Genomic DNA, 23,839 nt, shown 5'->3' with positions numbered 1-23,839 from the left:
AGGAGAGATCAAACAAGTGCGAGCAGAGTTTAGAACAGACCGCGGGAGAATTAGGAATCATAATGAAGACAGTGGTGGCGTTTTTACGAATAAAACCAATAATCCGATTGTCATAGTAGCTGACGGCATGGGAGGACACCGTGCTGGTGATGTAGCCTCTCAAATGGCTGTTAAGTTATTAAGTGATGCTTGGTGCAAGACAGAAGAATTTTTGCACGCCGTTGAAGTCGAAAAGTGGCTACAAACAGCGATTCAACAAGTCAATACCGAAATCGTTCGGTATGCCGCCGAAAAGCCAGATTTAAAAGGTATGGGAACAACACTTGTGACTGCGGTTTTTACGCGCAGTCAAGTGATTGTAGCGAATGTTGGGGATAGTAGAGGCTATTTATTATCACAAGGCACACTCTCACAAGTAACAGAAGATCATTCACTTGTTAATGAACTGCTTCGAAAAGGTGAAATTTCAAAAGAAGATGCTAAGAACCATCCACGGAAAAATATTTTATTACGTGCACTTGGTGTAGAAGGCAAAGTAAGTAGCGATACTTTTACGCTCCCTTTTCAAACGGGCGATTTACTTCTTCTTTGCTCAGATGGCTTGACCAATATGGTGCCAGAAGAAGAAATGAAAAATATCCTTGTGAGTAACCGCACGCTTTCTGAAAAAGCCGATATATTCATTACAAAAGCTAATGCTTATGGGGGCGAAGATAACATCACTGTGTTGTTATTAGAGCGCGACCACAAGCAAAAGGGAGGCGAAGAAGTATGATGATTGGCAAGCGAATAAACGATCGCTATAAAATTATTAGCCCAATTGGTGGGGGAGGAATGGCCAATGTCTTCTTAGCCCATGATATTATTTTAGATCGTGATGTTGCTGTGAAAATTTTGCGTATTGATTTAGCTGATGAAAGCAATTTAATTCGCCGTTTTCAGCGTGAGGCACAATCAGCTACGAGTCTCGTTCATCCAAATATTGTCAGCGTCTATGATGTTGGTGAAGAAAATGATTTACATTATATCGTGATGGAGTACGTAGAAGGCATGGATTTAAAACAATACATTCATGAACATCACCCCATTTCTTTTGAAAAAGCCGTCGATATTATGAAACAAATTGTTTCTGCCGTTTCCGCGGCGCATAGCTATCACATTATTCATCGCGATTTAAAGCCACAAAATATTTTGATCAACCCACAAGGTGTGGTGAAAATTACTGATTTCGGTATCGCAATGGCACTTTCAGAAACGTCCATTACGCAGACCAATTCACTTCTTGGCTCGGTGCATTATCTTTCACCAGAGCAAGCGCGTGGTGGCATGGCAACGCAAAAATCAGATATTTATTCACTAGGAATCGTTTTTTATGAGCTTTTAACTGGGAATGTCCCTTATGACGGAGAGTCTGCTGTTTCAATTGCTATCAAACACCTTCAAGCAAATGTGCCTTCAGTCCGTGAACAAAACCCAGGCATACCACAGAGCTTAGAAAATATTATCACCCGTGCTACGGCAAAAGATCCGTTTAAACGTTATCAGTCAGCAAGTGAAATGGAGCGCGATTTAGATACCTGTTTGCAGCGTGATCGTTTGAATGAAGAAAAATATATGATTGATGGGGACGATGGTGATACAAAAACGATCCCTGTACTTCCAACAAAAAACGCCATGCGTGATCTTGAGTCAAATCCGCAGCCTGAAGCCATAAAAAAAGAGGAACCACCAAAAGAAAAAAACAAGAAAAAGAAAAAAAGCAAAAAGAAAAAGGTTTTTTGGATTGTATTTTCCGTTATTTTACTAGCTGCAGCTATTATTTTAGCGCTCTGGTTCCTCGGCAAACCGCCAAAAGAAATTGAAATTCCTGATGTCGCTTTAAAATCAGAAGAAAAAGCGGTTAGCACACTCCAAAAAGAAGGATTTAACATTGGTAAAACGATTAAAACAAACAGTGATAAAGTAGACGAAGGCAAAGTTATTAAAACGGATCCAGAAGCCGGTGAAATGGCAGAAAAAGGCACTTCTATTAATATTTACGTGAGCATCGGTTCGAAAAAGATATCAGTGGAAGATTTTTCCGGAAGAAGTTATGATGAAACGAAAAAGCTATTAAAAGAGCAGGGCTTTAAATCGATAAGTAAAAAAGAAGAATACAACGATTCGATTGATAAAGGTATGATTATCAGTCAAGAGCCTTCACCTGGATCAGAAGTAGTTGCAAAAGATACCGATGTTGTTTTTGTTGTAAGTAAAGGGGTTGCCCCGTTTAAGTTAAACGATTTAACCGGTTATAGCAAACGTGGATTAGATGATTACGCTGCTTCTAATGGGATTACGATTAAAACAACAGAAGAAAATGCAAATGCCGCAAAAGGTCAAGTGATCAAACAAACACCTGCAGCTGGAACAGAGATAAATAAAGGCTCTACAGTAAATGTCGTTATTTCTGCTGGTCCTAAAGAAAAAGAAGTAAAAACAGTTAAAAAAAGTTTCAACATCAAATACGATCCTGAAGCTCAAGATGGTGAAAAATCTAACCGGGTTCAAATCTATATCGAGGATAACGATCACGGCATGACAAATGCTTATAAGGAAATGAATATTACAAAAGATACAACCGTTACCATTCCTTTTGAAATTGAAGAAGGAAAACAAGCAGGATATAAAATTACACGTGATAATACTGTCATAGATGAAGGAACCGTCGATTATCCAAGGTAAGGAGGAAGTAATCTGGAAGGTCAAATTGTCAAAGCACTTAGTGGATTTTACTATTGTTTTCATAAGGGGAATGTATATCAGTGCAGAGCACGTGGGAATTTTCGCAAACGAAAGATGACACCACTTGTAGGGGATGAAGTCATTTTTCAAGCTGAGAATCAAACAGACGGCTACATTCTTGAAATATTACCAAGAAAAAATGAACTTGTACGTCCTCCCATTGCTAATGTTGATATTGCAATTCTAGTATTTTCAGCAGTAGAACCTGATTTTTCAACAAACTTAGCGGATCGTTTCCTTGTCGCGATTGAAGAAGCTGATGTAACACCTATCCTTTGTATTAGTAAACTTGACTTGGTAGAAAAAAATCAGCAAGAAACATTTTTAGCCTATCAAGAAATCTATCAAAAAATTGGCTATCAAGTCTATCTTACAAATGATGCCTTCGATAAAACACAACTGATAACGATTCTTAAAGATAAAACAGCTGTTATCGCTGGCCAATCCGGTGTCGGAAAATCAACGCTACTCAATCAACTCAATCCCAATTTAACCCTTAAAACAGCCGGGATTTCAGAGGCACTAGGTCGTGGTAGACACACCACAAGACATGTAGAACTGCTTCAAATTGGGGAGGGACTTATTGCAGACACACCTGGCTTTAGCTCGATTGAATGGTCCATGATTACACCAGAAAACTTGCAATTTTGCTTCCCGGAGATTGCAAGTTATCGATCCGCTTGTAAATTCCGCGGGTGTTTACATGAAACCGAGCCAGGTTGTGCTGTAAAAGATGCGGTTACGGAGAGGGATATTCAGCTATTTCGTTATGAACATTATTTGCAAATTTTAACAGAAATAAAAAATAGAAAGCCGAGGTATTGATTATGGGAAAAATTGCGCCATCAATTTTAAGTGCGGATTTTGCAAATTTAGCTAAAGAGATTGCAGAAGTAGAAGAACTTGGAGCCGATTATTTGCATGTAGATGTGATGGATGGCCATTTTGTTCCAAACATTACATTTGGACCAGATGTTGTCAAAGCAATTCGTCCAAATACGAAGCTGCCAGTTGATGTCCATTTAATGATTGAAAATCCAGACTTGTTTATTGAGCAATTTGCTAAAGCAGGAGCCGATTATATCTCTGTACATGTTGAAACTTGTCCTCACTTACACCGAACGTTGACCCATATTCGCTCATTTGATGTAAAAGCAGGAGCCGTTTTAAATCCAGCAACACCAATTAACGCGATCAAGCATGTTTTGCATGAATTAGACATAGTGCTTTTTATGACAGTTAACCCTGGTTTTGGCGGTCAGGCTTTTATTCCTGAAGTGTTGGAAAAAATTGCTACTTTCCGTGATTTGATCCAAGAAAAAGGTTTAGAAATTGAAATTGAAGTGGACGGAGGAATTAACCCGGAAACAGCGCAACAATGTTTCGATGTCGGAGCCGATGTATTTGTTGCTGGAAGTTATATTTATGGGAACAAACAAAGGCAGCTAGCAATGGATAAGCTCCGTACGATAGTAGGTGAATGAAGATGACAAGAATCGTTCATATCATGGTTGGAGGTCCAGCAGCCGAGATTCCTGATTTAGCTCAGTTTAATCATGAGAATATTACTTGGGCCGGTGTTGATTCCGGCTCAAAAAGGTTGCTTCAAATGGGCATCATTCCGGACATCGCGCTTGGGGACTTTGATTCACTTACAAAAGCTGAATTAAATGAAGTGAAAGAAAAGGTAACAGATGTTAGAGAATTTCCAGCTGAAAAAGATGAAACAGACACTGAACTCGGTCTTTCGTGGGCAATGGCTTTAAATCCGTCAATCATCCGTATTTTCGGTGCAACAGGAGGAAGGATTGATCATTTGCTGGCAAACTTAATGATGCTAACAAAACCTGCATTTCGGGCAGCCATTCCTCTTGTGGAGCTGATTGACAAACACAATTATATGCGTATGTATTTGCCAGGAAACTATTTTGTTGTAAAACAACCCGATAAAAAATATGTTGCTTTTACAACAATGGCAGATGTAACAGGACTTACGCTTTCAGGGTTTAAATATCCACTTATCAACGCTGGTTATCCGGTAGGAAGTGCGCTTTCAAGTAATGAATTTTTAGGTGAAAGCGGCGAATTTTCGTTTAAAACAGGTTTGATACTTTATATTGAGAGCAATGATTGAAAGAGAGGTTCTAACATGACTTTTTTTAAAAAACGCTATTCGTGGGCATTAGTAGCAGGAGGATTAGGCTTACTGCTTGGCGTTTATGTCCAAGTTATTACGTTTATTAATTTAAATAGTGGGAGCTATTCTAGTAACTTAAAAACAAGTTTAATTGTGCTAACCATTTTTAGTTTTGTCTTTTTACTCTCTGCAGGAATTGGTTATTTATTTCTTGTGCAAAAGAAAGTTCAATTGGCAGCAACGATTTTATTAGTTAGCGGTCTTGTTTCGCTTTTTTTCGTGAATATTTTGGTAGGTGCTGCCATTTTAATCAGTGGCATTTTGGCGAAATCAATATAAAAATGAGGTGTCGGCGGGTGTATCAGCCTAGTTTGAATTGTGCGCATATCCGCCTAAAAAGCAGGATATTTCCCGAAAAAACAGTTTATTCAAACTATTTTGCACAAGAAAAAATGCACCGAACAAAATTCGCTGCATTACCTCTTTACATTCATTAAACGCGTTCCACTTTACCGGATTTAAGCGCACGAGTTGAAACCCAAACTCGTTTAGGTTTGCCGTCTACTAGAATACGTACTTTTTGTAGGTTAGCTTTCCAAGTACGTTTGCTATAATTCATCGCGTGGGAACGCTTGTTACCAGAGCGAGATTTACGACCAGTAATAAAACATTCTTTTGCCATAGTTTAACCCCTCCTTACAAAGCATTCACAAGATATTTCAGAAATAGATATCTTTTTAAATATCATATACTAGAATAATTTATCATAGTTAAGATAACATTGCAAGCTTTTATGGGAAAATAGTGCAAAGAATTTTTACTTGACAGAAGAAATACAGCGAGATTTAAAGCTTCCCATTGTTTTCTTAATATAGTAAAATAAACTTGAAAGACTTTTCTTGAAAAAGAGAGAAACAGGTAAAAGTAAATGGCACAAAGGAGGACTATTATGTCACTTGAAATAGAAACGAATTTAGGTAAAGTCGATATTACAAGCGATGTGATTGCAGCGATTGCAGGCGGTGTGGCCGAAGAGAATTTTGGCATCGTTGGAATGGCAAGCAGACATCAAATTAGAGACGGATTAACCGATATATTAAGGCGTGAAAATTATACAAAAGGCGTCATTGTAAGGCAAGAAGACTCAGGATTACACATTGATATGTATATTATTGTCAGCTTTGGAACGAAGATATCTGAAGTCGCACATAACGTACAAGAACGCGTCAAATACACACTTGAACAAACACTTGGCTTAGTCATTGAATCAGTTAACATCTATGTTCAAGGCGTGAAAGTGATGAAGGAATTGTAAGGAGGAATCTTTGACTTGGATATTTACCAGTTAAATGGAAAAAAATGGGCTGAAATGATAGCCCTTGGAGCGGAAAACCTAGCCAAAAACGCTGATTTTGTAGATTCGCTAAATGTTTTTCCTGTACCAGATGGAGATACTGGGACAAATATGAATTTATCAATGGCAAGTGGAGCAAAAGAAGTTTCTCAAAATGAATCAGAATCCATGTCGAATGTTAGTGCTGATTTTGCGAAAGGTTTGCTTATGGGAGCAAGAGGGAATTCGGGGGTTATTTTATCACAGCTTTTCCGTGGTTTCTCTAAAGCTGTCGAAGCAAAAGAAATCCTTACACCAGAAGAATTTGCTAAAGCTTTTGCAAAAGGCGTTGAAACGGCCTATCAAGCAGTCATGAAACCAGTTGAGGGAACGATTTTAACCGTGGCAAGAGAAGCTGCAAAAGCAGGAATGAACGAGGCTCTTGTTGATGGAAGCATTGAAGAAGTCATGAAGGCTATCGTAAAACACGGGAATATTGCACTTAAAAACACACCCGAACAATTACCGATCTTAAAAGAAGTAGGCGTTGTTGATAGTGGTGGTCAAGGGCTGATCCTGATCTATGAAGGCTTTTACGGGGCGCTAACTGGACAACTTGAACTTAAAGATTATATGAAATCAATGAATGAGATGATCAATGCTGAGCATCATCGCCACGTTCAAGACTTTATGTCAACAGATGAGATTATATTTGGTTACTGTACAGAAATCATGGTCCAAATTAAGAAAAATAAAGCAGATCAAAAGCCATTTGATGAAGAAAAATTCCGCCAAGATTTAAACAAAATGGGCGATTCCTTGCTTGTTGTGGCTGATGATGAAGTGGCTAAAGTTCACATTCACACAGAGCGCCCAGGTGATGTTTTTAATTACGGACAACAGTACGGGAGCCTGATTAAAATGAAAGTAGAGAACATGCGCGAACAGCACGAGGCCATCATCCATGAAAAAGAAAAGCCTAAAGGGAAAACACCCTATGGCATCGTTACCGTTTCTGCTGGTACAGGAATAAAGAAATTGTTTACAAGTTTAGGCGCAAATGTTGTTCTTTCTGGCGGGCAAACGATGAATCCAAGTACCGAAGATATTGTCCAAGCGATTGAAGCAGCGAATGCTGAACAAGTTTTTATTTTACCAAACAATAAAAATATTGTAATGGCTGCTAAACAAGCCGCAGCGATTGCACGTGTTGAAAATATCCAAGTGATTCCAACTGAGACGATTCCAGAGGGGCTTGCTGCACTCGCTTCTTTTCGAAAAGAAGAAAGCTTTGCAAACAATCAACGGGAAATGGAACAAGCGCTGAAACAAATCGTTAGTGGACAAGTAACAACAGCTGTTCGTGATACAAGTGTAGAAGGTTTAGAGGTCAAGAAAGAGGATTACATTGGCATCATTGAAGGCAAAATTCAAATAAGCTTATCTGATCTAAACGCTACGATGCTAGCCACCCTTGAAAAAATGATAGATGAAGATAGTGAAATTGTGATGCTTTTATACGGAGAAAGTGTAACAAAAGACGAGGCTGAAGATTTAGTAAGCCAACTTGAAGTGAAATTTCCCGATATTGAATTTGAAGTACATGCTGGAAATCAACCAGTATACCCTTATATTTTTTCTGTTGAATAGACATATTTTAGAAAGGGGCATAAAAAGATGAAATTTAACAGCGTCTTTGATATCATTGGTCCAGTGATGATTGGTCCATCCAGTTCGCATACAGCTGGAGCAAGTACGATAGGCAAAATCGCTCGTGATGTTTTTAGAGAAACGCCAACACAAGTAGATATCCATTTGTATGGCTCATTCGCTAAAACGTATAAAGGTCATGGTACGGATGTCGCTTTGATTGGTGGTTTACTTGGTTTTGAGCCAGATGATCCACGGATGAAAGATTCCCCTGCATTAGCCAAAAAATGGGGGATACATATTCAATTTATTGAAGAACTAGAAGAAGCGCCTCACCCAAATACCGTAAAATTAGTTTTAAAAAATGGAATGAAGCAAACCACCCTTGTTGGAGCCTCTATTGGTGGTGGAAAAGTCGAGATTGTTCGGTTAAATGATTTTGAACTCGACTTTACGGGAACATTGCCTGCGATTTTAATTTTACATCAGGACCGATATGGCATTATCGCTTCTGTATCCGCTTTGATCGCGCGCCATGAGATCAACATCGGGCAGATGAAAGTTTCACGTAAAACAAAAGGGAACGAAGCATTAATGGTCATTGAAGTGGATCAAGTTGTGGATCAATCATTGTTAGATCAAATTAGCGAAATTCAAGGTGTTTATCAAGTAGCTAGCATTGTCATTTAAGAAGAAAGTGAGTGGAAGATAAATGTTTCGTACAGTTGCTGAATTAATTGATATTGCTCAGCATGAAAAAAAGCCGATTTCAAAAGTGATGATCGAACGTGAAATGAACGTTTCAGGATTATCACATGATGAAATTTTTGCAGCGATGACTCGTAATCTAGATGTGATGGAAGAGGCGATTAAAAAAGGAGAAAATGGCGTTAACTCTACAACAGGATTAACTGGTGGCGATGCGGTTTTAATGAAAAAATACATTGAAAAAGGAAATACTCTATCGGGAGAACTTGTCCTTGAATCTGTTCAAAAAGCAATTGCAACCAACGAAGTCAACGCAGCAATGGGTGTCATTTGTGCAACACCAACAGCTGGAAGTGCTGGCGTTGTTCCAGGTGTTCTTTTTGCTGTAAAAGATAAACTTGAATTAACGCGTGAACAAATGGTGGATTTTTTATTTACTGCTGGCGCCTTTGGTTTTGTTGTTGCGAACCAAGCGTTTATTAGCGGGGCAGCAGGAGGGTGTCAAGCAGAAGTGGGATCGGCATCAGCTATGGCTTCAGCTGCAATTGTTGAAGCAGCAGGAGGAACACCTGAACAAGCTTCACATGCCATGGCGATGACGCTTAAAAACATGCTGGGTCTAGTCTGTGATCCTGTTGCTGGTCTCGTTGAAGTCCCATGTGTGAAACGAAATGCACTAGGATCTTCGCAAGCCATTATTTCTGCTGATATGGCACTTGCTGGAATTAAGAGTCAAATCCCATGTGATGAAGTGATTGAAGCGATGTATCGTGTTGGGTTGCAGATGCCAAGTAGTTTAAGAGAAACTGCTGAAGGAGGGCTGGCGGCTACACCAACAGGAAGAGCCATTCAAGCAAAAATCTTTGGTCTATCGCCAGAAAATCCAAGTGAATAACTTAAAAAAAATAAGCGTTACTGGAATTAAAGGAATTGGCGAAGAAACGGCAAAAACATTAAAAGAATTAGGCATTTCAACGGTGCAGGACTTGCTTTGGAATGTTCCATATCGCTATGAAGATTATCGCTTGCGGAATTTAGAACAAGTGGGCGATGCGGAGCGAATAACAGTTTGTGGCGAAGTGCTTACTGAACCTTCGCTTGCTTTTTATGGAAAGAAAAAATCAAAATTGTCTTTTCGTCTTTCAGTAGAAGGACAAGTCATTCGCATCGATTTTTTTAATCAACCCTATTTAAAAGCGAAAATTGCAACGGGTGAAACAGTGACAATTTCTGGAAAATGGGATAAAAATCGAGCCCAAATTACAGCAAGCAAATTCAAATTAGGCATGCAAACACAAGACGAAGCGTTAGAAGGGATCTATCGCTTAAAAGGCAGCCTACGTACTAAGACCATGCAAAAATATGTGCAAGCTGCTTTTACGATGTATCATAAAGAGATTGAAGAAATTATTCCTCAAGTTTACCTTGATAAATATAAACTAATTGCACGAGACGAAGCGATTCGCATCTTACATTTTCCAAAAGACAGCAGTGAATTAAAGCAGGCTAGGCGCAGAATGGTGTACGAAGAGCTATTACTGTTTCAACTTAGAATGCAGTTTTTTCGAAAAATTGAACGGGAAAAAGCAGGCGGAATTGCGATTGACTATGATGTTGCTGAATTAAGAACCTATATTGATGCTTTACCTTTTCCACTTACTAACGCACAAAAACGCGTCGTTAATGAAATTTGTGGGGATATGAAATCACATTTTCATATGAATCGATTGCTCCAAGGAGATGTAGGTTCTGGAAAAACAGTCGTTGCCTCCATTGCGATCTTTGCAGCTGCAAAGAGTGGATTTCAAAGCGCACTCATGGTACCAACGGAGATCTTAGCTGAGCAACATGCCAATTCTTTAGTCGAGTTACTTGCACCATTTGATGTAACAGTTGGCTTACTTACAAGTTCAGTGAAAGGGAAACGGAGAAAAGAACTCCTTCTTTTACTTGAAGAAGGTAACATTGATGTCCTCGTAGGAACGCATGCTTTAATTCAAGAAGAGGTTATTTACCACCGCTTAGGACTAGTTATTACAGATGAACAGCACCGTTTTGGTGTTGGTCAACGGCGAATTTTACGCGAAAAAGGAGAATATCCGGATGTTCTGTTTATGACAGCTACACCTATTCCAAGAACGCTTGCCATTACGACTTTTGGTGAAATGGATGTTTCTGTGATTGATGAGCTCCCTGCTGGCCGAAAACAAATTGAGACATTCTGGGTAAAACACGAGATGTTGGATCGCGTCATTCAATTTGTCGAAAAAGAAATCATAAAAGGACACCAAGTGTATGTTATTTGTCCATTAATTGAGGAATCAGACAAGCTTGAAGTACAAAATGCTGTAGATTTTTATCATTTACTACTTGCTAAATGGAAAAAGCGGCATACAGTTGGTTTAATGCATGGGAAACTTTTACCAGCCGAAAAAGAAGGGCTAATGCGCGCGTTTAGTAGCCAAAAGATCGATTGCCTTGTTTCTACGACAGTTGTTGAAGTAGGCGTTAATGTACCGAATGCAACAATGATGGTGATTTATGATGCTGACCGCTTTGGACTTTCCCAGCTGCACCAATTGCGAGGAAGGGTTGGTAGGGGTTCTGATCAATCTTACTGCATCTTACTAGCTGATCCTAAAACTGAAGTTGGAAAAGAGCGAATGACCATTATGACTGAAACAAACGATGGTTTTGCTCTAAGCGAACGTGATTTAGAGCTACGAGGCCCAGGCGACTTCTTTGGTACAAAACAAAGTGGACTTCCTGAGTTTAACATAGCTGATATCGTCCATGATTACCGTGTGCTAGAAATCGCACGCGAAGACGCCGCCAAGTTGATCTTTGATGAAAATTTAGCTGAAAATCCCGAATACGCTCGTTTATATGAGTCCCTTTTAGCAAGTGGTGTTTTTACGGAGGAAAAGCTAGACTAATTACGAATAAAGAAAAATACTTGCAAGTGCGCTTTATTTTCTATAACATTAAGCTGTATGAGTTTAAAATAGCCATCCTACTTTAAAGAGGCGGATTGTCTCTTTTTTTAGACTTACCTTTTAGGATCTGGTATTAGTAGCACTTGAAAATAGGAAAGATGGGGAAAGTATATGAAAAAACACCCAAAAAAAGAAAGGCAAAAAAGATTACAAGAAGCCATTGATGAAAATCCTTTTATCACGGATGAACAGCTTGCTGACCTTTTTCATGTTAGTGTGCAGACAGTTAGGCTTGATCGTGTGGCACTTTCCATACCAGAGCTTCGCGTCAGAATAGAGCAGGTCGCAAGCGTTAATTATGCTGATGCCGTGAAAAGTTTACCTATAGATGAAGTTATCGGTGAAATTATTGATATCAATCCAGGGAAAAGTGCGATATCACTTTTTGATGTCGGTCCAGAACACGTCTTTAAGCGGAATAAAATTGCACGTGGACATCATTTGTTCGCTCAAGCAAACTCACTTGCTACAGCAGTTATTCCAAATGAACTAGCACTCACAACGCAATCTGCTGTTCGTTTTGTTCGCTCCGTAAAAGAAGGGGAACGAGTCATTGCGAAAGCGAAAGTAAGAGAAAAAACAGATCAACGTGCGATCACAATAGTTGATATTAAAAGTTACGTGGGCGACGAGATTGTGCTAAAAGGCAAATTCGAAATGTATCATGCCACCGAAAAAAAGTAAAAAGGACTGACGAAAATGAAAATAGCAATTGATGCAATGGGCGGTGACCATGCACCTAAAGAAATTGTTGAAGGTGTAATGACTGCTGCAGCAAAATTTAAAGATGTTGAATTTATCCTTTTTGGAAAAGAATCGGCTATTCTTGAATATCTAACCGATCAAACAAGAGTAAGTATTGTGCATACAGATGAAAAAATCGAAAGCGAAGATGAACCAGTCCGCGCGGTTAAACGCAAAAAAAAGGCGTCAATGGTACTTGCCGCTCAAGCAGTAAAAGATGGTATAGCAGATGCCTGTATTTCAGCAGGAAACACTGGGGCACTGATGTCTACCGGACTTTTTGTTGTTGGAAGAATCAAAGGAATCGATCGACCAGCACTGGCTCCAATTTTGCCAACCATTAGTGGAAAAGGTTTTATCATGCTTGACCTTGGCGCTAATTCAGAGGCTAAACCAGAACATTTACTCCAATTTGGTTTAATGGGGTCGATTTATGCTGAACAAGTCCGCAAAATCGATAAGCCACGCGTAGGCTTGTTAAATATTGGGACAGAAGAAACAAAAGGGAACGAATTAACGAAAAAAGCCTATTCATTAATGAAAGAACAAGACGCCTATCATTTTATTGGCAATGTTGAATCGCGGGATCTTCTTATGGATGTGGCTGACGTTGTTGTAACCGATGGCTTTACTGGAAATATGGTACTTAAAAGTTTAGAAGGAACAGGAGCTGCTTTCTTTTCAATGTTAAGAATGAGTTTGCTCAGCAACCTAAAAAATAAAATTGCAGCAGGATTCTTGAGAAAAGATCTGTTAGAATTACGTGCAAAAATGGATTACAGTGAATATGGGGGAGCTTGCTTTTTCGGCGTACAGGCACCGGTCATTAAAGCTCACGGTTCATCCAATGCCAATGCGATTTTTACGACGATTAGACAAGCGCGTGAAATGATTGAACGACGTGTTGTGGAGACGATTAAACGCGAAGTTGATAATGGGAAATTAGGAGGGAACTTAGCTCATGAATAAAGTCGCATTTGTTTTTCCAGGACAAGGATCACAACAAATAGATATGGGACAAGATGTAGCAGCGAAATATCCCGAAGCGAAATCGATTTATAACATAGCAGATCAACGCCTTGGTTTTTCGTTAACCCAGTTAATTACAGAAGGACCTATTGAAGAACTTACTAAATCAGAAAACGCTCAGCCTGCGCTTGTTAGCACAAGTATAGCGATTTTAAAAGCACTTGAATCTTATGGAGTAAAGGCGGATTATGTTGCAGGGCATAGTTTAGGTGAGTACAGTGCATTGGTGGCAGCTGGGGTTTTAACATTTAGTGATGCCGTTTATTTAGTGCATCGACGCGGTGAGTTGATGGAAGAAGCAGTTCCAAATGGCACAGGAGAAATGGCTGCTGTTCTTGGCATGGAAGCTGATGCGATTGAAGCGGTGACAAGTGAAGTAAGCGCCGGTGGAGATACTGTTCAAATTGCTAATTATAATTCTCCTGGGCAAATCGTTATTTCTGGTACAGCCTCAGGAATTGCTAAAGGCACAGAAAAATTAAAAGAAAAAGGTGCAAAACGCGTCATCCCACTTGCTGTTAGTGGCCCTTTTCATTCTAAACTAATGAAGCCTGCTGCAGAAGCTTTTGTAAGTGTCTTAGAAGAAGTTACTTTAAAAGACGGGGCAGTGCCTATTGTAAGTAATGTTGATGTTTCTTTTACAACAGATCCATCGAACGTTCGAGAAAAACTAATTAGACAAATTTATTCACCTGTTAAGTGGGAACAAACGATTACAGCTTTAGTCGATGCAGGTGTCGATACATTTGTTGAAATTGGGGCTGGTAAAGTACTTTCTGGACTTATAAAAAAAATAAATCGAGATGTAACGATTCTATCGGCAAATGACGTGGAATCAATCAAACAAGTGGCTGAACAACTAAAGGAGGGAAAATAAATGTCTTTGAAAGGTAAAATAGCTGTTATTACTGGGGGATCGCGTGGCATAGGACGCGAAATTGCCTTGAAATTAGCAAAAGAAGGTGCTGATATTTTCTTCAATTACGGTGGTCGCGCAGATGCAGCCAAAGAAACATTAGATCTATTAACTGAAATAGGTGTCAATGCAGAAGCAATGAAAGCAGACGTTTCAAAAGAAGAAGACGTCAAAGCATTCTTTAAAGAAGTGATCGAGCGTTTTGGACGTGTAGACATTTTAGTAAACAATGCTGGCATTACGCGAGATAACCTTTTAATGCGCATGAAAGAATCAGATTGGGATGATGTAATAAACATCAATTTAAAAGGGACCTTTTTGATGACAAAAGAAGTGTCACGTATCATGATGAAACAGCGTTCTGGTAAAATTATTAATATGGCTTCCGTTGTAGGCATAACAGGAAATGCTGGTCAAGCAAATTATGTTGCTAGTAAAGCAGGTATGATTGGCCTAACAAAAACAACCGCGCGCGAACTTGCTGCGCGAGGGATTCATGTGAACGCTGTCGCCCCTGGATTTATCGAAACAGAGATGACAGATCATTTAGATGAACGGGCAAAAGAGGCGATGTTAAGCCAGATTCCACTTGGATATTATGGTAAAACAGCAGATGTTGCGAATGCAGTTTATTTCTTAGCTAGTGACTTATCTCATTATATTACTGGACAAACATTATCCGTTGACGGTGGGATGAGTATGCAGTAATTAAAATGGTAATTTCTGTTTACTCCTGTAGAGAAATCCTTTATAATACGTGGAGGGAGGTGAAGTGAAATGGCAGAAGTGTTAGAAAAAGTTGCAGATATTATTGTTGATCGTCTTGGTGTCGATAAAGAAAAGGTAACTTTACAAGCTTCCTTTGCAGAAGATCTAGGTGCAGATTCTTTAGATGTTGTAGAATTAATTATGGAACTTGAAGATGAATTTGGAATTGAAATCTCTGATGAAGAAGCTGAGAAGATGTCTACAGTTGGCGATGCAGTGAAATATATAGAAGAACATTCTTAATTCAAGTGATAAGAATGCATGGATAGCCTCGTTGCTTTTAATCTAAAGAGGCGATTAGAGCTTATAAGCTTGGGACATAAACGAAATAAATCGGCGACAAGCTTTTCGCTTTGCTTGTTTTGACAGATTTCTGATAACTAGTCACATGGCCGGGTAAAGTTACCTTTCCCTGTTTTTTTAGTCATCATGTGTAGTCGTACTATTCGTACGACTTCTGCCAAAACCTGCAAATCGGGACGCTTTCGTTCGATTTGTCGTACCCAAAACAAGCATATGATCTCAGGGGGACCTCTATTTTAAGCAGTATAGGCAACTTTTTTAATCCAGTTCATTTTCTAAGCAGCTTTTTTTATCAGGCTGTTTAGAAAATGGACTGAAAGGTACTTGAAAGGAGTTAATCATTATGAATCAATGGGAAGAACTACAAGAAAGTACTGGTTTTGACTTTGTTGATGTAGGCTTATTAAAAGCGGCCTTCACACATTCCTCTTATGTAAACGAACATCGTCGGGAAAAAATTCATGATAATGAACGCTTAGAATTTTTAGGAGATGCAGTACTTGAGCTAACAATATCGGAATATCTTTTTAAAAAGTATCCAGATATGGAAGAAGGACAAATGACGAAAATGCGAGCGGCTATTGTCTGTGAACCTTCACTTGTTGAATTTGCAGAAGCCATTCATTTTTCTAAATATATCAGACTTGGTAAAGGTGAGGAGAAGGCAGGAGGAAGAGCACGCCCAGCGCTTTTAGCAGATGTATTTGAATCTTTTATTGGCGCACTTTATTTAGAACACGGATTAAAACAAGTAGTTTCCTTTTTAGAAAGAATTATTTTTCCAAAAATTGATTCAGGCGCATTTTTGGATATCGTTGACTTTAAAACACAATTACAAGAAATTGTTCAGCGTGATCGAGACGTATTAATCCAATATGATATCCTTGGGGAAACAGGCCCTGCCCATAACAAAGCTTTTGAAGCGCAAGTTGTGATTAATGGCCAAATACTTGGTCGCGGGACAGGTAGAACAAAAAAACAAGCCGAACAAAATGCAGCTAGACACGCGATTAAACACTTATCCCGTTAATGACTGAACGAAAAAGGAGGTGCAGTGTTGCTACTCAAACGACTAGAAATGAACGGTTTTAAATCGTTTGCTGATAAAGTGGCGATTGACTTTGTACCAGGAATGACAGCGGTTGTTGGCCCAAATGGAAGTGGAAAAAGCAATATTACTGAAGCGATACGTTGGGTGTTAGGCGAGCAGTCAGCCAAGAGCTTGCGCGGCGGCAGAATGGGCGATGTTATTTTTGCTGGAAGCGATACGAGAAAACAGGTCAATTTTGCTGAGGTGTCACTTATCCTTGAGAATGAAGACCGCTTTTTACCTGTTGATTATAGCGAGGTATCTGTTGCACGACGTATTTATCGTAATGGTGATAGTGAGTTTTTGATTAATAAACAAAGTTGTCGCTTGAAAGATATTGTCGATTTATTTATGGAGACAGGAGTAGGACGCGAAGCTTTTTCCATTATTTCACAAGGGAAGATTGACGAAATCTTAAATAGTAAGCCAGAAGAACGTCGTACGATTTTTGAAGAGGCAGCTGGCGTTTTAAAATATAAAGGACGTAAAAAACAAGCTGAGAATAAACTGTTTGAAACAGAAGAGAATTTAAACCGTGTAAGTGATATTTTACATGAGTTAGAAGCACAACACGAACCTCTTGAAATGCAAGCATCTATTGCTAAAGATTACCTTTATCAGCAAAAAGAACTTGAGAAGTATGAAGTGACATTAATTGTGCGCGAAATGGAGCAGTTCACTCAAGAATTAAATCAGAAACAACAAGTTTTTGACGAGAATCAAACAGCTCTGCTTCAAATGCGCGAACAAATGCATGCCGAAGAAAACAAAATTTCCCAGAAAAAACACCTGTTATCAGAAACTGACTATACATTAGAAGAGCTACAAGCGACGTTACTTAAGCTAACTGAAAATCTCGAACAACTAGAAGGTGAACGAAACCTTGTTTTAGAGCGCAAAAAACATGGCAATGAAAATGAGCAAGCTTTGACTGAAGCCTTGGCAATGTTAACAACAAAAATAGCAGCATTCGAAGCGCAGAAAAAAGAACTTGAAGCAGTAAGAATGGAAAAAGAGATCAAGCTCGAAGTGTCAAAAAAAGCACAAATTGAGCTTGAAAAAAAATTAGCCCGCTATGATGCCCTTTCAGAAGAAGCGATCGAAAATAAAAAAAGTGATTATATTGAGATTAGACACGAACAAACTACTGTCCATAATGATATAGGCTACATTGAGCGTGAGTTGATACAGATGAATGATCGAGCTGAGAAAATGCAGCTCGAAAATCGCGAACTCATCGCTGAACGAAACGAAACGAAAGAAACGGCTTTGGCAACAAAAAAACATTTAGAAGTGCTTCAGCAAGAGCTACAAGAACAAATCGAGATTTTTTCTGAAGTAAAAGCTGTTTTAGAAAAAAAGAATGATGCTTTTGAACAAGAAGAAAGGGCATTATATCGTCATTATGAGAAAGTACAACAATTAAAATCGCGCAAAGAAACATTGGCTGAATTAGCGGATGATTATGCTGGTTTTTTTCAAGGTGTACGTGAAGTTTTGAAAGCGAAAGACCATTTGAAAGGTGTTTTAGGCGCTTTTATTGAACTAATCAATATTCCAGAAAACTACCAAACGGCTATCGAAATCACTCTTGGTGCCAGTGCCCAAAATATCGTGACAAATGATGCAGAATCGGCACGCAGCGCTATTTCCTTTTTAAAAGAGAAACGTGCTGGACGCGCTACATTTTTACCTCTTTCAACCATTCAATCACGTGAACTACCCGCAAACATTCGTCAGGCGCTCGAAAACGAGCCAGCTTTTATTGCTGTTGCAAGTGATGTGATTTCTTTTGAAGCAAAAATCACCCCGATTGTGACAAGTATTCTTGGGACAACGATTTTAGCAAAAGATTTAAAAGGCGCAGGGGCCCTAGCTAAACTCGTTAATTATCGTTATCGTGTTGTAACACTTGAAGGCGACGTTGTCAATGCTTTTGGTTCGATGACAGGAGGGGCTACAAAGCAAGGCAAGTCCTCTATCATATCACGTAAAAATGAGCTAGAACAACTCACACAAACATTAAGCGCCTTAGAACAAAAAACGCTTCCTCTAGAAAGAGGTTTGCAAAAAGCAAAAGAAAGCTTACACTTAAAGCGCGCCGAGTTAGAAGAAACTCGAGCAGTGGGCGAAAATTTACGCGTCAAAGAACAAGAGCTAGTCGGAAAAGAAACACGTGAAAAAGAAACGCTCGAACGGCTGAATAAACAACTTGAATTATACGACTTTGAAAAAGCCAATGAAGAAAATGAGCGTAGCCAGTTGGAGAAACAAAAAGCAGAATTAGAAGAAAAGAAACAAGCCCTCTCAAAAGCTCTTGAACAAACCGATAAAGAAATTACAGAGATGGTATCAGAAAGTAAAGCACTTGAAAGTAAATTAGATCGCGATCAAACCGCGCTTTCAGAACTAAAAGCAGTGATTGCTGTACAAAAAGAACAGCTTCAAACCGCAAAACAAGACGTCCTTCGAGTAGAAGAATCTTTAATGGAACAAGATGAACAAAAAGAAGCAAATGAAAAAAGATATTCCGATTTAAAACAACAATTAACCAATACAGATGTTAATGAAAATGAGACCAAAATAGCCATCGAAAAGATCCGTCTTGCTAAAGAACAAGCACAAGAACAACTTGAATTAACGCGAAATAAACGCAGCGATTTAAAGCAAGAACTTCAGCAATTAGAAGATGCTTTAACACAAAAGAGTAACCAAGCGAGCTTTTATCTTGAGCAAAAAAACCAAGCAGAAATTAAAATCGGTAAAATTGAAGTGGATCTAAAAAATCGGACAGAACGTTTAGCTGATTACTCGCTAACACGTAAAGAAGCATCTGAAAAGTGTGTGCCCGAACTTACCATCGCCGAATCTTTGAGTAAAGTTCGTTTATTAAAGCGCTCAATTGAAGAATTAGGCGCTGTAAACCTTGGTGCAATTGAAGAATTTGAGCGTGTGGATGAGCGTTTCAGATTCTTAACCAACCAACAAACGGACTTACTTGAAGCCAAAGAAAATCTTTTTAAAGTGATGGAAGAAATGGATGAAGAAATGAAAAAACGTTTTGCGCTCACTTTTTCCGCAATTAAAGAACAATTTGCGCTCGTATTTCCTGAACTATTTGGCGGCGGTAAAGCTGAACTCGTTTTGCTTGAGCCAGAGAATTTGCTTACAACAGGGATTGATATCATTGTGCAACCACCAGGGAAAAAATTGCAAAACCTTTCGCTGCGTTCAGGTGGAGAACGTGCATTAACAGCGATTGCTTTACTGTTTGCGATCATTCGTGTTAGACCCGTTCCATTTTGTATTCTCGATGAAGTTGAAGCAGCTCTTGATGAAGCAAATGTTATCCGCTTTAGCCGTTATCTCAAACAATTTGAATCTAAAACACAATTTATTGTGATTACACACCGCAAAGGAACAATGGAAGAAGCCGATGTACTATACGGCGTAACGATGCAAGAATCTGGTGTATCGAAGCTTGTTTCTGTTCGCTTAGAAGAAACAGCCAAGCTAATTAAGTAAAGGAGCGTGAAGTCAATTGACCTTTTTCAAAAAGATGAAAGATAAATTAACGAAACAAACAGATACTGTTACGGAAAAATTCAAAAGTGGCTTATCAAAAACAAGAAATAATTTTTCAGGCAGAATGAATGAAATTATGGCGCGTTACAGAAAAGTTGACGAAGACTTTTTTGAAGAAATAGAAGAAGTATTAATCGGTGCTGACGTTGGTTTTGATACTGCAATCGAAGTTGTCAGCGAGTTGAAACAAGAGGTGAAACTCCGTAATATCAGCGATCCAAAAGATGTCGAAGCAGTGATTGTTGAAAAACTTGCACGAATTTATCAAGGCGAGGAAGAAACCGAACCAACCATCAATCTGCAAAAAGAAGGCTTAACCGTTATTTTATTTGTCGGCGTAAACGGCGTCGGCAAAACAACAACCATTGGTAAAATGGCCCATTTATATAAAACACAAGGGAAAAAAGTCGTTCTTGCTGCTGGTGATACTTTCCGTGCTGGTGCGATTGATCAACTAGAAGTTTGGGGCGAGCGTGTTGGTGCTGATGTTATCAAGCACGGAGAAGGTGGCGATCCTGCCGCAGTTATTTTTGATGCAGTTCAGTCTGCCAAAGCTAAAGGCGCAGACATTTTGCTTTGTGATACAGCAGGTCGCTTGCAAAACAAAGTTAATTTAATGAACGAACTTGAAAAAGTTAAGCGCGTTATCGCACGTGAAATTCCAAATGCCCCACATGAAGTATTACTTGTACTTGACGCTACAACAGGTCAAAATGCTTTTGTCCAAGCAAAACAATTTAAAGAAGTAACAGATGTGTCGGGTATTGTTTTAACTAAATTAGATGGCACAGCAAAAGGCGGAATCGTGATAGCGATTAGAAATGAATTAAAGATTCCCGTTAAGTTTATCGGCTTAGGTGAAAAAATGGATGACTTACAACCATTCAACGCCCCCGAGTATGTTTATGGTTTATTCGCTGATTTTATTGACAATAATAAGGACGCAGCTGATTAAATCATTGCGATCTAGAAGTTAGGAAAACTCGTTAAATACGAACATTTTTTCGTTTCATTGACAAACGAACATTTTAAACGTAATCTAAATAGAGGAAGAGGTGGTCCTCTTGTTTGAAAAAACAACACGAATCAATTTGTTATTTGATTTTTATCAAGAGCTTTTAACCGAAAAACAAAAAGCCTATATTTCACACTACTATCTTGATGATTTTTCATTAGGCGAAATTGCTGAGGAATTTGAAGTCAGTCGTCAAGCCGTATATGATAATATCAAAAGAACCGAAGAAACACTTGAAAATTACGAAAAAAAGCTGGGAATGCTTGCAAAATATCTAGCACGTGAAACATTACTTCAACAACTAACCCGTCAGCTTGAAGATAAAAAGGCGCTTACAGGTGAAGTAACCATACTCCTAGATAAGCTGAAAAATATGGATTAGGAGGAATCGATATGGCATTTGAAGGATTAGCTGGAAGGCTCCAAGAAACGATGGATAAAATTCGCGGGAAAGGTAAAGTTACCGAAGCTGATGTAAAAGAAATGATGCGTGAAGTTCGTTTAGCTTTACTTGAAGCTGATGTCAACTTTAAAGTCGTTAAAACATTTATTAAAACTGTAAGTGAACGCGCAGTTGGCTCTGATGTAATGAAAAGTTTAACCCCAGGCCAACAAGTGATCAAAATCGTTCAAGAAGAATTGACCAATTTAATGGGTGGAGAAGAAAGTAAAATTGCTGTTTCTGATCGCCCACCGACCGTTATTATGATGGTCGGCTTGCAAGGTGCTGGTAAAACAACGACGACAGGAAAACTAGCCAATTTATTACGCAAAAAATATAATCGTAAACCGCTTCTTGTTGCTGCCGATATTTATCGTCCAGCCGCAATTAAACAGCTTGAAACATTAGGAAAGCAACTCAATATGCCTGTTTTCTCGCTAGGCGATCAAGTAAGCCCTGTTGAAATCGCAAAGCAAGCGATTGAAAAAGCAAAAGAAGAACACCTTGATTATGTGATCATTGACACAGCTGGACGTTTGCATATTGATGAAGCACTGATGGGTGAACTGAAAGAAGTAAAAGAACTTAGCCAGCCAGCTGAAATTTTTCTAGTGGTGGATGCGATGACAGGTCAAGATGCCGTTAATGTTGCCGAAAGCTTTAATGAACAATTAGGCGTGACCGGCGTCATTTTAACAAAGCTTGATGGTGATACGCGTGGTGGTGCAGCTTTATCTATTCGTGCTGTTACCGGAAAGCCAATTAAATTCGTTGGTCAAGGTGAAAAAATGGAAGCCCTCGAAGCTTTCCATCCAGATCGTATGGCATCAAGAATTCTTGGGATGGGTGATGTGCTCTCCTTAATTGAAAAAGCGCAAGTCGATATTGATCAAGAAAAAATGCGCGAGATGGAAAAGAAAATCAAAGAAAATTCAATGACGTTAGATGATTTTCTCGATCAACTACAACAAGTCAAACAAATGGGTCCGCTTGATGAACTTATGAAGATGATTCCAGGAGCAAACAAAATGAAAGGCCTTGACAACATGCAAGTCGATGAGAAGCAACTTGGGCACATCGAAGCAATTATCAAGTCCATGACTAAAAATGAAAAAGAAAATCCAGATATTATTAACGCCGGAAGAAGAAAACGAATCGCCCGTGGAAGCGGTCGTCCCATTCAAGAAGTAAACCGCTTGTTAAAACAATTTAACGAAATGAAAAAAATGATGAAACAAATGAGCGGCGGCATGGGTGGCAAAGGAAAAAAAGGAAAAGGATTATTTAATGGCTTTAAAATGCCGTTTTAATTCTAAATGAATATGAAAAAATACGAAGATTAGTGGACTAATTCAAACGTTATCCGCTAGTCTTCGTATTTAGGTTATATCTTGCAAAGTGATGAGCGCCGTATAAGCCCAGACTTGTCTGTAGCCTATCAAGCTAGTAAAGGGAGATATACCCACTAACTAAGAAATAATTGCTAATAATGTAATTTAACAGGAGTTTTTATGTACTTCCGTTTGTTCATTTGTGGTATTTTTCGTTTTTGTATCCGGTTTCATGTTATGATGAAAAGGAAAGGAATAACAAAAAAGGAACTAATTAATTCAGAGAGGATACATTTATGAAAAAAATCATGCTAAGTATATTCATATTGGTTATTGGTATTGTTGTCATTATCGAAGGTTACTATTATGGAAATCTATTTTATCAAAAAGCGAAAGCGAAAAAACCAATTGAAGAAGCGATACAAGCAACTCACATGCCACAAAAAGAAATTTACGTTATCCAAAATAATCAATATGGTTCTGATAATGCCGGCGATTGGGTGGATAAGGTCATAACGACTAAAAAAGACTATGAAAACTGGAAAAAAACTGTACTACAACGAAATCGTTATTTTAATAATAAGAAGTTAATAAATAAAAATGAGGTAAATAAAGTTGAAAATTGTGAAATAACTTATGATTTTACTTATAATCCTAAATCAAAGTCAATCAAGATAGACTATGTTTTAGCAGGTAATTCGGCAGGTTCAAAGGAGATCCAAGAATATTTTAACTATGCTAAACGGGGGAAGGATAACTATGAATAAAAACGAGCAAGATTTAAACATGAATTACGCTCAACGCATCTGTTTTCTAATTTTAGCTTTTATTCTCCCTGTTTTTGGCATCATTTTTTCAGTGCTTATCATTAGAAATAGTACTAAGGCACACTGGATAAAAGTTGTAGCAATCGTTGCCCTCATTTTACAAAGTTTAGGACTCATTTTATCCTTATTAGGCTACCTTACTTTTTATTTTGGAACACCAGAGCTGTCATAATTCAGTTTA

24 protein-coding genes are annotated in these 23,839 nt (G+C 38.7%); 23 read left to right on the top strand and 1 reads right to left on the bottom strand.

Annotation, left to right across the window (positions count from 1 at the left end; all coding sequences use genetic code 11):
- Positions 1-16 precede the first annotated feature (16 nt).
- Genes G6Q10_RS05560 through G6Q10_RS05535 form a run of 6 tightly spaced genes read left to right on the top strand, consistent with a single transcriptional unit; the run spans position 17 to position 5,260 of the window.
- The gene (locus G6Q10_RS05560; RefSeq protein ID WP_163653914.1) at positions 17-775 is read left to right on the top strand and encodes a Stp1/IreP family PP2C-type Ser/Thr phosphatase; all 759 of its coding nucleotides are present in this window, start codon (positions 17-19) and stop codon (positions 773-775) included.
- Positions 772-2,724, top strand: a complete 1,953-nt coding sequence (gene pknB, locus G6Q10_RS05555) for a Stk1 family PASTA domain-containing Ser/Thr kinase (protein WP_163653912.1) — start codon at positions 772-774, stop codon at positions 2,722-2,724. The genes G6Q10_RS05560 and pknB overlap by 4 nt, the downstream gene beginning before the upstream one ends.
- Before the next feature lie 12 nt (positions 2,725-2,736).
- The gene (rsgA, locus tag G6Q10_RS05550) at positions 2,737-3,609 is read left to right on the top strand and encodes a ribosome small subunit-dependent GTPase A (protein ID WP_163655769.1); all 873 of its coding nucleotides are present in this window, start codon (positions 2,737-2,739) and stop codon (positions 3,607-3,609) included.
- Between the two features lie 2 nt (positions 3,610-3,611).
- A complete protein-coding gene (gene rpe / locus G6Q10_RS05545; protein WP_163653910.1) occupies positions 3,612-4,268 on the top strand; it encodes a ribulose-phosphate 3-epimerase in 657 nt (218 codons plus the stop codon).
- A gap of 2 nt (positions 4,269-4,270) precedes the next feature.
- Positions 4,271-4,918, top strand: a complete 648-nt coding sequence (locus G6Q10_RS05540; RefSeq protein ID WP_163653909.1) for a thiamine diphosphokinase — start codon at positions 4,271-4,273, stop codon at positions 4,916-4,918.
- Positions 4,919-4,933: 15 nt separating this feature from the next.
- Entirely contained in the window at positions 4,934-5,260 is a 327-nt protein-coding gene (locus G6Q10_RS05535) for a hypothetical protein (RefSeq protein WP_163653907.1), read from the top strand.
- Between the two features lie 154 nt (positions 5,261-5,414).
- Here G6Q10_RS05535 and rpmB read toward each other — a convergent pair whose 3' ends face one another.
- Positions 5,415-5,603 (bottom strand): 50S ribosomal protein L28, encoded by a 189-nt coding sequence (gene rpmB, locus G6Q10_RS05530; protein WP_163653905.1) that lies wholly within the window; start codon positions 5,601-5,603, stop codon positions 5,415-5,417.
- Positions 5,604-5,870: 267 nt separating this feature from the next.
- Between rpmB and G6Q10_RS05525 the strand changes: the two genes are divergently transcribed.
- From G6Q10_RS05525 to G6Q10_RS05445, 17 genes are all read left to right on the top strand, one after another.
- Positions 5,871-6,236 (top strand): Asp23/Gls24 family envelope stress response protein, encoded by a 366-nt coding sequence (locus G6Q10_RS05525; RefSeq protein ID WP_163653902.1) that lies wholly within the window; start codon positions 5,871-5,873, stop codon positions 6,234-6,236.
- A 15-nt stretch (positions 6,237-6,251) separates the two neighbouring features.
- A complete protein-coding gene (locus G6Q10_RS05520) occupies positions 6,252-7,904 on the top strand; it encodes a DAK2 domain-containing protein (RefSeq protein WP_163653899.1) in 1,653 nt (550 codons plus the stop codon).
- A 27-nt stretch (positions 7,905-7,931) separates the two neighbouring features.
- The gene (sdaAB, locus tag G6Q10_RS05515) at positions 7,932-8,594 is read left to right on the top strand and encodes an L-serine ammonia-lyase, iron-sulfur-dependent subunit beta (RefSeq protein ID WP_163653896.1); all 663 of its coding nucleotides are present in this window, start codon (positions 7,932-7,934) and stop codon (positions 8,592-8,594) included.
- 22 nt (positions 8,595-8,616) lie between these two features.
- Positions 8,617-9,507: an L-serine ammonia-lyase, iron-sulfur-dependent, subunit alpha gene (gene sdaAA, locus G6Q10_RS05510; protein ID WP_163653893.1), complete on the top strand. Its 891-nt coding sequence runs from the start codon at positions 8,617-8,619 to the stop codon at positions 9,505-9,507.
- Complete coding sequence (gene recG, locus G6Q10_RS05505; protein WP_232057792.1) at positions 9,500-11,548, top strand: ATP-dependent DNA helicase RecG; 2,049 nt, start codon at positions 9,500-9,502, stop codon at positions 11,546-11,548. Before sdaAA ends, recG begins: the two co-directional genes overlap by 8 nt.
- Before the next feature lie 171 nt (positions 11,549-11,719).
- Positions 11,720-12,292, top strand: coding sequence for a transcription factor FapR (gene fapR / locus G6Q10_RS05500; protein ID WP_163653890.1), 573 nt, complete (start codon positions 11,720-11,722; stop codon positions 12,290-12,292).
- Between the two features lie 15 nt (positions 12,293-12,307).
- Positions 12,308-13,321 (top strand): phosphate acyltransferase PlsX, encoded by a 1,014-nt coding sequence (plsX, locus tag G6Q10_RS05495; RefSeq protein WP_163653887.1) that lies wholly within the window; start codon positions 12,308-12,310, stop codon positions 13,319-13,321.
- Positions 13,314-14,258 (top strand): ACP S-malonyltransferase, encoded by a 945-nt coding sequence (fabD, locus tag G6Q10_RS05490; protein WP_163653884.1) that lies wholly within the window; start codon positions 13,314-13,316, stop codon positions 14,256-14,258. The genes plsX and fabD overlap by 8 nt, the downstream gene beginning before the upstream one ends.
- Complete coding sequence (fabG, locus tag G6Q10_RS05485; protein WP_163653881.1) at positions 14,259-15,005, top strand: 3-oxoacyl-[acyl-carrier-protein] reductase; 747 nt, start codon at positions 14,259-14,261, stop codon at positions 15,003-15,005.
- A gap of 69 nt (positions 15,006-15,074) precedes the next feature.
- Positions 15,075-15,308, top strand: a complete 234-nt coding sequence (gene acpP, locus G6Q10_RS05480) for an acyl carrier protein (protein ID WP_163653878.1) — start codon at positions 15,075-15,077, stop codon at positions 15,306-15,308.
- A gap of 403 nt (positions 15,309-15,711) precedes the next feature.
- Positions 15,712-16,398: a ribonuclease III gene (gene rnc, locus G6Q10_RS05475; protein WP_163653875.1), complete on the top strand. Its 687-nt coding sequence runs from the start codon at positions 15,712-15,714 to the stop codon at positions 16,396-16,398.
- Between the two features lie 27 nt (positions 16,399-16,425).
- Positions 16,426-19,983 (top strand): chromosome segregation protein SMC, encoded by a 3,558-nt coding sequence (gene smc, locus G6Q10_RS05470; protein WP_163653872.1) that lies wholly within the window; start codon positions 16,426-16,428, stop codon positions 19,981-19,983.
- A gap of 16 nt (positions 19,984-19,999) precedes the next feature.
- Positions 20,000-20,998 carry a signal recognition particle-docking protein FtsY gene (ftsY, locus tag G6Q10_RS05465; protein WP_163653869.1) on the top strand — a complete coding sequence of 333 codons (999 nt, stop codon included), beginning with the start codon at positions 20,000-20,002 and terminating at the stop codon, positions 20,996-20,998.
- Positions 20,999-21,107: 109 nt separating this feature from the next.
- Positions 21,108-21,440 carry a putative DNA-binding protein gene (locus G6Q10_RS05460; protein WP_197914082.1) on the top strand — a complete coding sequence of 111 codons (333 nt, stop codon included), beginning with the start codon at positions 21,108-21,110 and terminating at the stop codon, positions 21,438-21,440.
- 11 nt (positions 21,441-21,451) lie between these two features.
- Complete coding sequence (gene ffh, locus G6Q10_RS05455) at positions 21,452-22,810, top strand: signal recognition particle protein (protein WP_163653866.1); 1,359 nt, start codon at positions 21,452-21,454, stop codon at positions 22,808-22,810.
- Positions 22,811-23,127: 317 nt separating this feature from the next.
- A complete protein-coding gene (locus G6Q10_RS05450) occupies positions 23,128-23,598 on the top strand; it encodes a hypothetical protein (protein WP_163653863.1) in 471 nt (156 codons plus the stop codon).
- Positions 23,591-23,830 (top strand): hypothetical protein, encoded by a 240-nt coding sequence (locus tag G6Q10_RS05445; RefSeq protein ID WP_163653860.1) that lies wholly within the window; start codon positions 23,591-23,593, stop codon positions 23,828-23,830. Before G6Q10_RS05450 ends, G6Q10_RS05445 begins: the two co-directional genes overlap by 8 nt.
- Positions 23,831-23,839: the final 9 nt, after the last annotated feature.

The organism is Listeria sp. PSOL-1, from assembly GCF_902806445.1.
In the GTDB taxonomy this organism is placed as follows: domain Bacteria; phylum Bacillota; class Bacilli; order Lactobacillales; family Listeriaceae; genus Listeria.
Note: the sequence above shows the minus strand (reverse complement) of the source record. Positions and strands in the feature narration are given on the sequence as shown.

Excerpts from the sequence above, each read along its gene's own strand:
- rnc (WP_163653875.1), top strand. The coding sequence starts at position 15,712 with ATGAATCAATGGGAAGAACTACAAGAAAGTACTGGTTTTGACTTTGTT.
- ffh (WP_163653866.1), top strand. The coding sequence starts at position 21,452 with ATGGCATTTGAAGGATTAGCTGGAAGGCTCCAAGAAACGATGGATAAA.
- plsX (WP_163653887.1), top strand. The coding sequence starts at position 12,308 with ATGAAAATAGCAATTGATGCAATGGGCGGTGACCATGCACCTAAAGAA.
- fabD (WP_163653884.1), top strand. The coding sequence starts at position 13,314 with ATGAATAAAGTCGCATTTGTTTTTCCAGGACAAGGATCACAACAAATA.
- rpe (WP_163653910.1), top strand. The coding sequence starts at position 3,612 with ATGGGAAAAATTGCGCCATCAATTTTAAGTGCGGATTTTGCAAATTTA.
- G6Q10_RS05525 (WP_163653902.1), top strand. The coding sequence starts at position 5,871 with ATGTCACTTGAAATAGAAACGAATTTAGGTAAAGTCGATATTACAAGC.
- G6Q10_RS05450 (WP_163653863.1), top strand. The coding sequence starts at position 23,128 with ATGAAAAAAATCATGCTAAGTATATTCATATTGGTTATTGGTATTGTT.
- G6Q10_RS05535 (WP_163653907.1), top strand. The coding sequence starts at position 4,934 with ATGACTTTTTTTAAAAAACGCTATTCGTGGGCATTAGTAGCAGGAGGA.
- fabG (WP_163653881.1), top strand. The coding sequence starts at position 14,259 with ATGTCTTTGAAAGGTAAAATAGCTGTTATTACTGGGGGATCGCGTGGC.
- sdaAA (WP_163653893.1), top strand. The coding sequence starts at position 8,617 with ATGTTTCGTACAGTTGCTGAATTAATTGATATTGCTCAGCATGAAAAA.
- G6Q10_RS05445 (WP_163653860.1), top strand. The coding sequence starts at position 23,591 with ATGAATAAAAACGAGCAAGATTTAAACATGAATTACGCTCAACGCATC.
- acpP (WP_163653878.1), top strand. The coding sequence starts at position 15,075 with ATGGCAGAAGTGTTAGAAAAAGTTGCAGATATTATTGTTGATCGTCTT.
- sdaAB (WP_163653896.1), top strand. The coding sequence starts at position 7,932 with ATGAAATTTAACAGCGTCTTTGATATCATTGGTCCAGTGATGATTGGT.
- G6Q10_RS05540 (WP_163653909.1), top strand. The coding sequence starts at position 4,271 with ATGACAAGAATCGTTCATATCATGGTTGGAGGTCCAGCAGCCGAGATT.
- rpmB (WP_163653905.1), bottom strand. The coding sequence starts at position 5,603 with ATGGCAAAAGAATGTTTTATTACTGGTCGTAAATCTCGCTCTGGTAAC.
- pknB (WP_163653912.1), top strand. The coding sequence starts at position 772 with ATGATGATTGGCAAGCGAATAAACGATCGCTATAAAATTATTAGCCCA.
- fapR (WP_163653890.1), top strand. The coding sequence starts at position 11,720 with ATGAAAAAACACCCAAAAAAAGAAAGGCAAAAAAGATTACAAGAAGCC.